At 74.3% G+C, this 13,777-nt stretch carries 12 protein-coding genes; 4 read left to right on the plus strand and 8 right to left on the minus strand.

The genetic code is table 11. The annotated features are described in order from the left end of the window. Window positions 1–40: 40 nt before the first annotated feature. The 7 genes from ACZ4UV_RS33770 to ACZ4UV_RS33800 form a co-directional block, all read right to left on the minus strand. Complete coding sequence (locus ACZ4UV_RS33770) at window positions 41–1,636, minus strand: ATP/GTP-binding protein (protein ID WP_451019409.1); 1,596 nt, start codon at window positions 1,634–1,636, stop codon at window positions 41–43. Between the two features lie 89 nt (window positions 1,637–1,725). Next, window positions 1,726–3,219 carry an SCO6880 family protein gene (locus tag ACZ4UV_RS33775; RefSeq protein WP_390042188.1) on the minus strand — a complete coding sequence of 498 codons (1,494 nt, stop codon included), beginning with the start codon at window positions 3,217–3,219 and terminating at the stop codon, window positions 1,726–1,728. Between the two features lie 184 nt (window positions 3,220–3,403). Continuing rightward, complete coding sequence (locus tag ACZ4UV_RS33780) at window positions 3,404–4,639, minus strand: hypothetical protein (RefSeq protein WP_467843149.1); 1,236 nt, start codon at window positions 4,637–4,639, stop codon at window positions 3,404–3,406. Between the two features lies 1 nt (window position 4,640). Beyond that, window positions 4,641–5,555 carry a DUF8175 domain-containg protein gene (locus ACZ4UV_RS33785; RefSeq protein ID WP_451019400.1) on the minus strand — a complete coding sequence of 305 codons (915 nt, stop codon included), beginning with the start codon at window positions 5,553–5,555 and terminating at the stop codon, window positions 4,641–4,643. Between the two features lie 20 nt (window positions 5,556–5,575). Continuing rightward, window positions 5,576–5,866 carry a hypothetical protein gene (locus ACZ4UV_RS33790; protein WP_362591663.1) on the minus strand — a complete coding sequence of 97 codons (291 nt, stop codon included), beginning with the start codon at window positions 5,864–5,866 and terminating at the stop codon, window positions 5,576–5,578. Window positions 5,867–5,968: 102 nt separating this feature from the next. Then, on the minus strand, window positions 5,969–6,247 hold the full coding sequence (locus ACZ4UV_RS33795) for a hypothetical protein (protein ID WP_390042182.1): 279 nt from the start codon (window positions 6,245–6,247) through the stop codon (window positions 5,969–5,971). Further along, window positions 6,244–7,083 (minus strand): DUF6668 family protein, encoded by an 840-nt coding sequence (locus ACZ4UV_RS33800; RefSeq protein ID WP_451019401.1) that lies wholly within the window; start codon window positions 7,081–7,083, stop codon window positions 6,244–6,246. Before ACZ4UV_RS33800 ends, ACZ4UV_RS33795 begins: the two co-directional genes overlap by 4 nt. 187 nt (window positions 7,084–7,270) lie before the next feature. On the opposite strand from ACZ4UV_RS33800, the gene ACZ4UV_RS33805 reads away from it, so the two are divergent. From ACZ4UV_RS33805 to ACZ4UV_RS33815, 3 genes are all read left to right on the plus strand, one after another. Continuing rightward, a complete protein-coding gene (locus ACZ4UV_RS33805) occupies window positions 7,271–8,083 on the plus strand; it encodes a transglycosylase SLT domain-containing protein (protein ID WP_467843153.1) in 813 nt (270 codons plus the stop codon). Between the two features lie 16 nt (window positions 8,084–8,099). Beyond that, on the plus strand, window positions 8,100–8,957 hold the full coding sequence (locus ACZ4UV_RS33810) for a hypothetical protein (protein WP_451019403.1): 858 nt from the start codon (window positions 8,100–8,102) through the stop codon (window positions 8,955–8,957). Window positions 8,958–9,059: 102 nt separating this feature from the next. Further along, window positions 9,060–9,719, plus strand: a complete 660-nt coding sequence (locus tag ACZ4UV_RS33815) for a sigma-70 family RNA polymerase sigma factor (protein ID WP_390042174.1) — start codon at window positions 9,060–9,062, stop codon at window positions 9,717–9,719. Here the strand turns inward: ACZ4UV_RS33815 and ACZ4UV_RS33820 are convergent. Next, window positions 9,695–12,712: an AfsR/SARP family transcriptional regulator gene (locus tag ACZ4UV_RS33820; RefSeq protein ID WP_467843156.1), complete on the minus strand. Its 3,018-nt coding sequence runs from the start codon at window positions 12,710–12,712 to the stop codon at window positions 9,695–9,697. The two genes, ACZ4UV_RS33815 and ACZ4UV_RS33820, sit on opposite strands and share 25 nt — an antisense overlap. A gap of 348 nt (window positions 12,713–13,060) precedes the next feature. Between ACZ4UV_RS33820 and ACZ4UV_RS33825 the strand changes: the two genes are divergently transcribed. After that, a complete protein-coding gene (locus ACZ4UV_RS33825) occupies window positions 13,061–13,747 on the plus strand; it encodes a pentapeptide repeat-containing protein (protein ID WP_390042170.1) in 687 nt (228 codons plus the stop codon). The last annotated feature ends 30 nt before the right edge of the window (window positions 13,748–13,777 follow it).

The raw sequence follows: 13,777 nt of genomic DNA on the forward strand, positions 1-13,777 counted from the left end.
ATCTCCTGACCGCCCACGGCGGCGGAGGGCCGCCCGGCACTCATGCGGGCCTCCGCAGCCGACCGAGCAACATGGTCGGCGGGTCGTCCAGGGGCGCGGCGCCCTGCGGGACGACAGCCTGTGGGGCGCCCTGCGGGACGGTCTGCGGGAGGGCCTGCGAGACGGTCTGGGAGACGGCCTCCACCGCGGCACCGGAACCGGCATCAGCCGTTCCGCCTGCCCCGATCGCCCCGAGGTCCACCACCCGGGGCGCCGTCACCCCGTTCGGTGTCCAGCGGGTGTTCGTGTCGTGGAGTCGGCGTTCCACGTCGGTGATGGCGACCCGGATCGGGATGCCGGGGCGGCCGCCGACCTTGATGAGGAAGCGGCCCCGGCCGGGCGGCTCCTCGTGGTCGCCGGACGTGCCCCAGCCGGGCGGGGACGACCAGGAGGAGACCAGTTCGATCTCCCGCTGGGACAGGCCCACGACCTTGCCCAGCTCCTCCATCTCCGCTCGCGGCAGACCCGCGCACACCACCATCCCGGCCCGCTCCACGAACCCGCGTGCCTTGGCCCGGTCCGAGTCCGTGCCCAGGGCCTCCGCGTCCTTCAGGGTATGGGTGATCTTCGCGTCGCCGAGGCCGAGCGAGCGGTTGAGGCGGGTGAGCGCGTCGATGCGGTCGACGATGCCGGAGGCGGCCCGCAGCGGTCGCCACAGTTCGTCGAGGACCGTGAAGAACCAGCGGCGGGGCGCCAGCCCGGCGTCCGCCAGCGCGTGCGCCGCGGCCACCGTGCCGAGCCCGTCCGACCAGGCGGCCAGCATCGCCGCGGCGGTCAGCTGGGTGTCCGCCTCCCCGATGCCGGAGATGTCGATGCACACGGCGGGCGCGTCCGGGTCGATCCTGGTGGACGTCTCGGAGGCGAAGGTGTCGCCGAGCGGGCCGTCCAGGATGCCCAGCAGGGAGCGGTGCAGCGGGTCCACGGCGTCCCGGTAGCGGGTGTCGTCGCCACGGTCCAGGGTCACCGCCCGCACCCGGTCCGGCCCCTCGGCCAGCACCCGCAGCAGATCGGGCAGGAGGACCGACCGGCCGGCCGGGGTGCGCTCGCGCAGGTGGTGCAGGACCGCGGAGAGCACCGACTGCTCGTGGTCGTCCATCGGACGGCCGCGCACGATGGTGATCAGCGCCGCCACCATGTTCAGGACACGGCCGTGCGTCTCGGCCTTGAGGACCTCGCCCGCCTCCCCGCCGATCCGGGCCGCCGCCGCGCCCATCGCGCCCGGGTCGAGGACGTTGATGCCGCCCCGCCCGCGCCCGATGGAGATCACCTGACCGCCCAGCGCCCGCACGGTGTCGGCGTAGTCGGGCTTGAGGTCGCCGAGGACCAGCGGTACGACCCCGGTCGCGGCGAGCCCGATCAGCATCCGGTTGACCAGCGTGGACTTGCCGAGTCCCGGCATGCCCAGCATGAACAGGGACGGGTTGGAGATGTACCGGGCCCGGGTGAACCAGTTCAGCGGGTCGCCGCACACCGTGGCCCCGGTGAACAGGTGCTGCCCGAGCGGCACCCCGGTCATCGGCGAGCCGGAACCCGCCGCGAACGGCCACATGCCGCACGCCTGCACGGTGGTGGCCCGCCACATGGTCGGCGGGTCCATGTGCCCGACGCGCCCGCCACCGGGTCCGGCCCAGCCGCGGGCCGGCACGTACAGCCGGTCGGCCGGCTTCTTCTCGCTGTCGCGCCTGCTCACAGTGCCTCCTGCAGCTGCTGCGGAACCAGGGTCTGCTCCCAGGGCAGCAGCCCCGCGGGAAGCGTGCAGTTGAAGGCGGCCGCCTGCATCCGGTCGGCGGCGCGCAACTGCACGCGCGCGGCGGCCGACAGGTTGCGCACGGTCACTCCGGCGTCGGCGAGTTCCGCGTCCGAGTCCACGGTGACCGTCAGCATCAGCGAGAACTCGACGAGCCCCGCACCGGCCGCCTCCTCCGCCGCCGCCTGCTCGGCCGCGCGCACCTCGGAGGCGGCGCGGGCCTGCACCATGCCCCGCCCGGAGGTCGCCATGAACTGGGCGCTGCGCCGGTCGGACTCCACGATCCGGGCCGAGGTGGCCGGGTCGATGGGCCGGTAGACCAGGGCGACCCGCTTGCGCCGGGTGCCGGGCGCCGCCTCCAGCAGCCCGCGCAGCACCGAGGACCGTACGGTGCCCCGCGGCGCCAGGGTCAGCAGCCAGGTCCGGGAGACGCCCGAGTCGTGCCGGTAGCTGCCGACGGTCTCGACCGCGGCGGCCGGACCGGCGTCCTCCCACTCCAGGCCGGTACCGCCGTGCTGGGCGCGGGCGTTGAGCACGTCGGGGGCGACCGCCGGGTCGTAGGCGACGCGGACGACCTCGGCGATGCGCTCCGCCGACAGCGGGTAGGCCGCGCCGCCGCCCGCGCCGACCAGCCCGCTCAGCAGGCCGGGGATCCGGATCGCGAGGTCGGTGAGGACGTCGTCCGGGGTGCGCTTCTGGCCCGGCGGGACGCCGTAGGTGAGGGTGACGTACGTGTGCATCTCGGAGGAGGCGCTCGGATAGCGCTGGACGACCTCCTCCATCACCGCGCGGGCGGCGGGCGGGGCGTCGGGGGCGATACGGGGCAGCACCTCGTTGGCGAGCCGGGTGCCCGGGTCGGGGGCGGTCTCCACGATCACGGCCGCGCCGCGCAGCCCGGGTTCGTGGGCGAGCCGGGCCAGCCAGTCGCCCCACATCGCCACCCACACGTCGACCTGGTCGGGGTCGACCAGGGAGCCGCCGTCGGGGTCGCAGCCGAGGACGATCGTGTACTGGCTCCGGGCCGCGTGCCGCAGCACCCCGAACGGCCGGTCGTAGGCGTCCCGGCCCTCGTGCATGGTGACCTTGTTCAGCAGCCCCGGCGGGCGGAACCGGCCGCCGGGACGGCGGGAGAGCGGGCCCGAGACGTAGAGGTGGGCGCCCTTGCGCTTGCGGCGGCGCCAGCCGATCCGCAGGGTCATCAGCTGGTAGACGTTGCGGCCGTCCTGGGTCCGGACGGCGAGCGGGACCAGGAACAGCAGCAGCGGTCCGAGCACGACCAGCGCCGCGGTCAGCGAGATCAGCGACACCAGCAGGGTCAGGATCAGCCCGCCGAAGACACCGAAGGTGCCGACGAGCCCGAGCGGACCCAGACCCGGCCTGCGCGGACGGCGCCAGTTCCCGTAGGTGGGATGGGTGACGGCTTCCGTGGACATGGGAGGGGGGGCCTCCTTCTCGTGTGAGGTGTGAGGTGTGAGGTGTGAGGTGTGAGGTGCGAGGTATGAGGTGTGAGGTGTGAGGTGTGAGGTGTGAGGTGTGAGGTGCGAAGTGCAGGGTGCGACTTGTGGTGCGTCGTGTGTGGGGCGTGGTGTGTGACGTGGAGCGAACCCGGCTGCGGGCTCAACTGTTGTGGCCCCGGTCGCCGTCCGCGTCCTGGACGGCGCCGGAGGCGACCCGGCCGACGAACTGCGCCGCGGCGACCGCGGCCGCCGCGGGCCCTGCCGCCGCCGCGGCACCGGCCGCACCGGCCGCGCCCGCACCACCCGCGGACCCGGCACCGCCTGCGGAGCCCGCACCACCCGCGGATCCGGTGGACCCCCCGGAGCCGGTCGAGCCGGCCGAACCCGTCGTACCCGCGGCGCCGTTGCCGCCGCTCGTGCCGTTGCCGCCGCTCGCGCCGCCGGTGCCCGCCGCGCCCGAGGGGCCCGCCTGGCCGGCCCCGCCACCGCTGCTGCCGCCGCCCACCGACCGGGCGCCCGAAGCGAGCGAGCCGGCCGTGGACATCGCCACGGACATGGCGTTGCCGCTGCCGAGCGCGGCCGTGGCGGGTACGACGAGTTTCAGCAGCGCGGGCAGCGCGATCGCGGACAGCAGCATCACGCCGATACCGGCGATGCGCTGGTTGATGTCACCGGTACCGTCCGCCCCGCCCTGGCCGCCCGCGGTGAAGATCGCCGAACCGGCGAACAGCACGAGTCCGGCGGCCGGCTTGTAGAGCAGCCAGGCGATCATCCAGCCGACGTGCTTGCGCCACCAGCCGCCGCCCCAGTCGGTCATCGAGGCGGCCGCGGCCAGCGGCAGCGTGCCCAGCAGCAGGATCATCACGCCGAGCCGCACGAAGAGCAGGATGGTCTGCACGATCCCGGCGACCAGCAGCAGGAACGCGAGGATCAGCAGCAGGAAGGACTCGATGTCGCTCTGGCAGCCGAAGTTGTTGAGCTGGTTCTGCGCGCCCTGGGCGAAGAGTTCGTCGGCGTACTGGTCGGAGAGCCGGGCCGCCGCCGTGAGGACGGTGGTGGCGGCGCCCGCGACCAGGATCATCCGGATGACGCCCTTGAGCGCGGTACGGCCCGCGTCCCCGCGCCGCTCCAGGGCCATCCGGGCGGCGGCGAAGAGCAGTGAGCCGACCGCGAGGTAGACCACGATGCCCTGTGTCTGGTCGTCGACCGCGCGGGCCGAGTCCTCCCCGGCCAGGGTCGGGATGGCGGTGGTGAGGCTGCCGAACACCGAGATGGCGGCCGACAGCACGGTGTTGGCGATCCCCGCGACGATCGTGCCGATGGGGTCACCGAGGAAGTCGAAGAAGCCCTTGGCCGCGTCGGCGATCGGGTTGCCGGTGGTACAGGTCGCCGCCATCTCACGCTCCCCACAGGAGGAAACCGCCGGGGCCGGAGACGGTCCGGACGGGGGTGTGCAGGGAGCCGTCGGCGGCGGCCTCGACCTTCCAGTCGCCGTCGCCCCAGCGCAGTCCGACGTTCGTGGCGGCGTAGCCGCTGGCCGTCTTGATGAGCAGCGCCACCGTCGCGGCCGACTTCTGGTACGACAGCACGGAGAACCCCGCGTACGCGGCCGAGGAACCCGAGGCGCCCTGGGGGGTGTCGGGCACCGTGGCGCGCTGGGCGACGAACAGGTCACGGCCGCGGCCCGCGACCACCTGCATCCGGGCGACCGACCGCCAGGCGGGCCCGCTCATCTGGGATGGGATGACGTGCGCGGCGAGCGCGGCGCCGGTCGGGGTGTGCGCGAAGCACCACCACACCGGTCCGGTCGTCATGGTGGGGCCCGCCGAGGCGGAGACCGGCACCCGGGTGCCGGACAGGTCGCGCCACTGCACGTCGGTGGGCACGGCCGTGGGCGGCGCGGTGTCCCCGTCGCCGGTGTCGTCGCCGGTGGCGCAGCCCTCGGGGCGGGCGCCGTGCATGGTCGGCAGGGCCACCACCTGCCCGCCGCGCGCCGAGACCGGGCCGCCGCCGCTGCCCGAGCCGCCGCCCCGGGTCAGCGCCACGACCGCGGCCACGAACAGCACGACGGCGAAGAAGCCCGCCGACAGCTGCCAGCTGCGCTGCCGCCAGAACGGGCGCGGACCGTCCTCGGCCCACTGCGGACGCGGGACACGGGTCTCGTCGCGTGAGCCGAGGATGTCCTCGCGCGGGCCGCGGCTGTTCGCGCGTGGGCCGCGCCGGTGCAGGCCCGCTGGTTCCCGTCGTACCGGGGTCTCGTCCCGCCAGGGGACGCCGAAGCCGTCCTGACGGTCGTTCGCATGGTCTCGCATGAGGGTCGTCTCCCGCCGGCTCACTGGAAGACGAACTGGATCAGCGGGCCGGCGGTGGCCACCAGGACACAGCCGCCGAGCACCATGCCGAGCCGGCCCATGTGCTCCGAACTCTCCCCGCGCTTGAGGGAGATGGCCATCATCGCGCCGGTGATCAGCACGCCGGCGACACCGGCCGCGGTGCCCGCCCAGGCGGCTATGCCCAGCACGGTGTTGACCTTGCCGGTGAGCTGGTCGGGTGCGTTGCGGGTGGGGTCGGGTACCGCGCCGTCGGCCAGCAGGACCGAGGCCGAGTGCAGGAGTGTGCTCATGATGCCCTCCGTGAATCATGATGAAAGCGGATGAAGGCTGATGAAAGGGGTACAGGTGGGCGTGCGGGGGCGCGTCACCGCGGGTACGGGTGTGGGGCGGGGTCAGATGGACAGGTCGCCCAGCGCGGCGACCAGGGGGCCCGCCGAGGCCGCGATCACGCAGCCCAGCAGGACGAAGAAGACGCCCCGGAAATGCTCGCCGCCCTCGCCCGGGTCGCCGCGGCGGAGCTGGAGCGCCATCTGGATGCCGACGGTGATGAGCCCGGCGACGCCGCAGGCGGACGCGGACCAGGCGAGGATGCCGAGGATCTGGTCGCCGTCGGCACCCGGGTCGAACGCGGCCAGGGTGAGGGGCAGGGTGGCCGGGGCGGTCGTGGTCATCGGCCGCCCTCCTCGTCCTCCGGGCGTATGCCGATCAGTTCGGCGAGTGCGGAGAGTTCGCGTGGCAGGGTCTTCGGCCGGTCGCCCACCCGCCAGGCCGGCACCCACGGCACCCGCTGGACCGGCGCGACCGACCCGATGATCCGCACCCGGCGGGCCAGACTGAACGGCAGCCGTCCCGGGGCGTCCGCGACCAGGACCAGCGCCAGCAGGTCCAGGCCCCCGGGGGCGCGTCCCTCGCGCAGCGCGTTCAGGACCTGGGCCACCGCCTGGAGGCCGTCGGCGTTGGTACGGCCCACGACCATGAGGCGGCTCGGCTCGCCGGCGGCCGGGTCGGGCCACCGGCTCCCCGCGTCCATGCCCCCGAAGAGCCCCGCCAGCGTGCTGGCACCGGCCCCGCCGTGCGCCTTCACCCAGCACACGGTCCGCTGTGCGCGGCGGCCGGTCCGGGGCGGTTCGGACTCCGGCGGCGCGTTCCAGGAGGCCGCGGGATCGGGCACCGCCGGGGGCGGCGCCCCGGTCCGACGCCGATGCCGGCGGCTCTGCACGGGCGCGCCGGGCACGGGGGCCGGTTCGGGTGCGGCTTCGGGCGCGGGCACGTGGGCCGGTGCGGGCGCCGACAGGTATGCCGGCATGGGTTCCGGTGCGGGTGCCGACAGGTACGCCGATATGGGTTCCGGTGCGGGCGCTGCTGTGGCGGCCGGTGCGGGTGCTGCCGGTGTCGACAACGGCACCGGCACCGGAACGGAGGTGGTGGGGGCGTCGGTTCCGCCGTAGGCGGTCGGGCCGCGTACCCAGGACTGCGGTCCCGGCGGAGTGGTCGGTGGAGCGGTCATGCGCGTGCCGCCTTGTCTCTCATGTCGTTGATGCCCATCCGGTTTCCCATGGTTTGAACCGGTTTGCTTTCCGGCCCGTTTGAGTCTCACGAGTCCGTTGGACCTCACAACGCACGGTCACCCCAGACGGTTCAAGGCACCGGCGGCCGGTTCCACGGCGGACGGCCGGAAGGGAGAAGGCACACACATGAGTTCAGGTTCGGAAGAGGGAACGGGCGACGGCGCCGACGGGGCGGCCTCGGCCGCCGTGCGCAACGCGCTGGCCGCATCCGGCTGCGGCTGCCTGCTGTCACCGGTGGTGCTGCTCGGCGGGGTGATCGTGATCATCGTCATCGGCGGCTTCGGGGTGATCCTGGCGCCCCTGATCGCGCTGATCACGGCGTTCGGCGGGGGCGGCGGAGGCGGCGGACAGCCCTCCGCGGACGACCTGATCGCGGTGTTCCAGGGCGACGGCAAGGGGGAGCTCGACCCCGCCGCCGTCCCCGCCGATCTCGTCGACCCCATCCAGAAGGCGGGCGCGCTGTGCGACGCGATCGGGCCGACGGTGATCGCCGCGCAGATCGAGCGCGAGTCGAACTTCAACCGGACCCTGGTCGGACCGGACGGCTCCCAGGGCATCTCACAGCTGCCGCCCGCGGTCTTCGCGCGGTTCGGCGAGGACGAGGACGGCAACGGCAAGACGTCGGCACTCGATCCGGCCGACTCGATCCTCGCGCAGGGCCGTTTCCTGTGCGATCTCGCCGGCCAGGCCCAGCAGCTCATCGACAGCGGCGCGGCGAACGGCTCCGTCCTGGACCTCGCCCTGGTCGGCTACGACCAGGGGCTGGACGCCGTCCGTCAGGCCCGGGGCGTGCCGAAGACCAACGAGGCCCAGGGCTACGTGGCCGGGGTGCGGGCCCTGCTGGCCAAGTACGAGGGCCTCGTCACGCCACCACCGTCGACGACCTCGCCGCCCGCCCCGCCGCCCGCCGCCGCGACGCCCGCTCCTGACACCCAGTGAAGTGAGGAGTACGACCATGGAGACCAACCACGGGGGCGACCGGGAGAACGGCGGTCAAGTCGACGTGTTCCTCTCCGACGACGGAGCGGCGCTCGTCGACGGTGTGCCGCTGTTCCCCGAAGCCGGCCGGTCCGTCCAGGAACTGGTCCTGGACCTGCTCCAACGGCAGGCACGGGAACGGGGGGCACCGGTCACGGCATGGGTGCACGACCGCCCCGGCGCGACCCGCTTCCACCTGGAGGTCGCCCCGGACGGCTCCAGCCACGTCCTCCCCACGACGCCCGCGCCCACGCCCCCGCCTCCGACGCCCGACCCCCCGCCGCCGCCCCCGACGCCCGCGCCCCCGGCGGCCGTCCGCCCCGCTGCCCCCCTCGTCCCGGCCTCCCTCGTCCCGGCCCCCCTCGCGGCTCGGATGAAGCGGCTCGTCGACGACGTGGCCGTGCGCGAGCTGGAGCAGGCGTACGAACTGGCGAGCACCCTGCGGAGGCGGCTCGCGCAGGTGGACGGCGGTACGCATCCGTACGTGTGGGAGGTGCGGGCGCTGGAATCCGTGCTCGCCCGGCTGCGCGACGGACGGCGGCAGACCGTCGCGCTCGCGCTGGCCGTGGCCCGGGTCCGCTGCCGCGGCGGGGATCCGCGGGCCGCCGACGCCGTGGCCCGTGCCGCCGCGGCCTGGGGCGCCCTCGACGACGCGCGGGCCCTGCACGGTCACGGCCGTGAACTGCTCGGACTGTGGGATGAGTTGGCGCGGCGCGAGCTGCTGCCGCCGACCCATGCCGAGGTGGTGGCGGCGGTCCGCCGGCACCTCGACGGGGTCGTACACCAGGCGTCAACGGAACGTGGATCCCGGCCCGGCACACTCGGACCGGTTTGAGGGCCACCGGCAGCGGCTCTCGCCGCCGCACCCCGCCCAGGTCATCTCGTCGGAGCACGGAATTTCTCGGCCCACGGGGGTCGATCACACCGAGGAACGCCCATGAACCTGACTGTCATCGGATCGGCCGCCGCGGTCTCGCCCGAGGAACGGGCGCTGCACGGCCTCTACAAGGCGCACGGTCCCGCCCTGTACGCGTACGTCGTGCGGCTGGTCGGCGGGGACTGCCACCGTGCGGAGGACATCGTCCAGGAGACGCTGCTGCGCTGCTGGAAGAACGCGGAGAAATGGAACGGCTGGGCGGACCCCGCCGACGCGGCGCACGTGTCCGTGCGGCCCTGGCTGTTCCGGGTGGCCCGCAACCTCGTCATCGACGGCCACCGCACGCGCCGCGCCCGCCCGGTGGAGGTGGACGGCAGTGCCTGGCTCGGCGAGACGTCCGCCATGGTGGCCGGGACCGACGAGATCGACCGGATGCTCTCCGCGATGGTGCTGCGGGAGGCACTGGACGCCCTCTCGCCCGCGCACCGGGAGGCGCTGGAGGCGACGTACTTCGCGGACCGCACCACGCAGGAGGCCGCGGAGGCCCTCGGCATACCGCACGGGACCGTGAAGTCCCGGGTCTACTACGCCCTGCGCAACCTCAAACTGGCCCTCCAGGAACAGGGGATCTCGCTGGGCGAGGGCCCGCCGCCCCCGCCTCCGCCCCGGACCGGGCCCGCCTTACCGGGCGGTGGTCACGCCGAACGCGACCCCTCCTGATGTTTCGCCGCCGCCCTCGCGGCACCGGACGGGCCGGTGCCGGGCGCGCCGGTCTCGCCCAGCGCGCGCAGGTCCTCCCGTACCTCCTCCGCCTCCGGGTTGCCCGCCTCGGCCAGCAGGGCGACGGCCCTCGACCAGGCCGCCTGCGCGGCAGCCGGGTCGCCGGCGGCGCGGTGGGTGGCCCCCAGGTGCCGGAGTGAGTCGGCCTCCATGTAGCGGTCGCCGATCTCCCGGAACAGTTCGACCGACCGCTCGAACCGCGGGACGGCCTCCTCGTACCGGCCGAGATGGTGCAGCGCGTAGCCGAGGCTGTCCTCCGCGGAGGCCAGGCCGAACAGGTCGCCGGTCTCCGAGTACACGGCGATGGCCTGCTCGCACGCGCGCAACGCCTTCCCGTGTTCGCCGAGCAGGATGTACGTCCAGCCGACCTCGTTGCGCACCCCCGCCTCGCCGTTGCGCAGCCCCAGTTCCCGGTAGAGCGCGAGGGCACGGGCGTAGTGGCCGAGCGAGACGTCGTGCCGGCCCGCCCGGTTGGTCTGGAAGGCCAGCGAACGGCGGGTGAGGGCCTCGCCGAAGCCGTCGCCGGCCTCCTGGAACAGCTCCAGGGCGTGTTCGAGCTGCCGCATGCCCTCCGCGCGGCCGAGCCGCAGCGCCGAGTAGCCCAGCCCGCGCAGGGCGTGCGCCTGGCCGACGCGGTCGCCGAGCGCGCGGGCGGCGCGCAGGGCGATGGCGTTGATCTCGACGAGGTCGTGGCTGTAGCCGAGGCGGTTGAAGTACAGGTCCAGCGCGCAGGCCGTGCGCCAGGCGTGCTCGTCGTAGCCGTGGGCCGCGGCGTGCGCGACGACCGCGCCGAGCACCTGCCGTTCGGTGCGCAGCCAGGTGGTGGCCTGCTTGCGGTCCTCGAACCGGGCCGGGGAGCTGCCCGGCACGGCTTCGGGCAGCGGCACCATCTCGTGGAACGGCCCGAGCACGGCGGCCGCGTGGTGGGCGGTGCGCAGATAGTGGTCGTGCAGGCGTAGCAGCGCGCGCCCGGTCGCGGAGTCCGCCGCCGCTGCCCCCGCCTCCCTCTCCACCCCCGCACCCGCACCCGCCTCTGCCTCCGCCTCCGCTTCCGCCTCCGCGAGTTCCGTCGCGTACGCGCGCAGCAGGTCGTGGAAGACGAAACGGCCCGGGGAGCGCTCCATCAGCAGGTTCGCGGTGGTGAGTTCGGCCAGCAGAGCACGGACCGCCCTGACCGGGACCCCGGCCAGGGCGGCCGCGGCCGCGCTGGTGAGGTCCGGGCCGGGATGCAGGGCGAGCCGGCGGAAGAGTTCCGCGGTGGTGGGCGGCAGCGCGCGGTAGGACCAGGAGAAGACGGCCCGCGCGTCCGTCTCGGCGTCGCCGCCGGCGAACGCGTCGAGGCCGCCGTGGTTCTCCCGCAGCTCGTCGGCGATGTCCGCGAGCCGGAAGCCGGGGTGCTGGGCGGCGCGCGCGGCGGTGATGGCGAGGGCCAGCGGCAACCCCGCGCACAGGCCGACGATGGCGTCCGCCGCCTCCGGTTCGGCCGCGACCCGGGTCGGGCCCAGCCGTCGTACGAGCATCTCGCGGGCCTCTTCGGGGGTCGGCGGACCGAGCGTGAGCGGGTACGCGCCCTGCCCGGCGACCAGGCTGCTGAGCCGGGACCGGCTGGTGACGACGACCAGGCAGCCGGGGGTGCCGGGCAGCAACGGCCGGACCTGCTCGGCGTCCCGCGCGTTGTCGAGGACGATCAGGACCCGGCGCCGGGCGAGGACACTGCGGTAGAGGGCGGCCTGGGCGTCGAGTCCGTCCGGTACCGAGCCGGGGGGCACGCCGAGCGCGACGAGGAACGTCTGGAGCGCGTAGGAGGGGGGCATGCCGGCGCCACCGGGGTCGTAGCCGCGGAGGTTGACGTAGAGGGCGCCGTCGGGGAAGCGGTCGGCGATGCGGTGGGCCCAGTGCACGGCGAGGCTGGTCTTGCCGGTGCCGGCCATTCCCTCCACGAGCACGATCGTCGCGCCGGCCGACGGCCCGTCCTCGGGTAACAGCGCGGTGGCACGGTCGAGTTCGCTGCGCCGGCCGGTGAAGACCGGTAGGTCGGCGGGGAGTTGCGCGGGTTGCAGTGCCGCCGTGGGCAACGGCGATGCCTGCGGGGGCGGTTGCCCGGCCGCCGCGTCCCCGGCGGGGCTCACGGCGCCCGGGGCGGCCGGTGTCTCCGGTTCCCCTTCCCCCGCCAGGATCCTGGCGTGCAGCGCGCGCAGCGACGGCCCCGGTTCGATGCCCAGTTCGTCGACGAGGGTACGGCGGGTACGGGCGTACTCCTCCAGCGCCTCGGCCTGCCGGCCCGCGCGGTACAGGGCGAGCAGCAGCAGTTCGCACACGTTCTCCCGCAACGGATGCGCGTCCCGCAGCGTGGCCAGCTCCGGCAGTACCGCCTCGTGGCGGCCGAGTTCGAGTTCCAGGCGCAGCCTGGTCTCCAGCATGCCCAGCCGCCGCCGGTCCAGATGGGTGCGCTCGGCCTCGGCGTACGGGCCGGGGACGCCGGCGAGCGGGGTGCCCGACCAGGTGCCGAGCGCGGTGCGGAGCAGGTCGGCCGCGCTGCCCGGGTCGCCCGCCGCGCGGTGCCGCTCGGCGCGGGCCACGTACTCCTCGAACGTGTCGAGGTCGCTGGAGACCGCGTCGGTGCGCAGGGCGTACCCGTCGCCGAGGGACACCACCAGCCGGGGCGGCTCGCCCGTCTCCCGCTCCGGTTCCAGGAGTTTGCGGAGGCGGGAGACATAGGTGCGCAGCACCGAGACCGCGCCTGGCGGCGGGTCGGTGCCCCAGACACCGGCCACCAAATCGCCGAGACCGGCCGCGCGGCCCCGGCGCAGCAGCAGCCCGGCGAGGACGGCGCGCTGCTGGGGCGATCCGAGTTCCAGTTCGGACTCGGCCCGCCACGCGCGCAGGGGGCCGAGCAGCGAGAACCGGAGCGGATCCGTACCGGTTGCCTTCACAGGGCCGGAGAGTAGCGAGCGGATTGCGGAACGTCAGGCGGATGGTGCGAATTGGCCGGTCGGCCACAGGTCATCGGCGGGATTGTGCGGGCCGTTCCCGCAGGTCGAGGCACGAGCCAGGTCACGGTTCCAGGACCACCTTTTCCGATGGTCGCCCGGGTCTCCAGGGCGCGGTGATCCCTTCCGCCGACCAGCCGAAGACGAGGTGCCGGCCGCCCTCGCCGAGCAAAGGTGATGGCCGATCCGGCGGTCCGGCTCTTCGACGCTTCCGACTCTTCGGCCTCAAGTGCGCTTGAGGCCGAGGGCGGGCCGCGGTGATTGTCAGTGGGGGCCTGCACTATGGAGGGCATGGCGAGGACAGGGGCCGGTGGGGCCGGTGGAGGCAGGGTGAAGGGCGCGCGGCGGCCGGAGGTGCGGCTGCCCGAGCTGGAGGCCTGGGGCGGGGGCGAGCTGGAGCCGGACGGGGACTACGACGGGCAGGCGTTCCGGGAGGCGGACTTCGCGGGGCAGGACGGGGCGGGCGCCCGCTTCATGGACTGTGCGCTGACGGACTGCGCCTTCGACGAGACGGGGCTGCGGCACGCGCGCGTGCTGGACACGGTCCTGACCGGGATAAGAGGTGTCGGCACCGATCTGGCCGAGGCGACCCTGCGCGATGTCGAGCTGGTCGACGCCCGGCTGGGCGGCACCCAGTTGCACGGTTCCGTCCTGGAGCGGGTGGTGATCCGCGGCGGCAAGATCGACTACCTCAACCTGCGCACCGCGAAGCTCAGAGACGTGGTCTTCGAGGGCTGCGTCCTGGTGGAACCGGACTTCGGCAACGCGGTGCTGGAGCGCGTCGAGTTCACCGGCTGCACGGTGAAGGCGGCCGACTTCAGGGGCGTGACGATGAAGGACGTCGATCTGCGGGGCGCCGCGTCCCTGGAGATCGCGACAGGGGTGGAGCGGCTGGCCGGAGCGGTGATCAGCATGTCCCAACTCCTGGACCTGGCCCCGGTGCTGGCGGCACAGCTGGGCATCCGCGTGGAGGATTGACCAACCCCGAGGGCAGCGCGCCCCACAGGG

This window comes from Streptomyces sp. NPDC028289 (genome assembly GCF_055565975.1).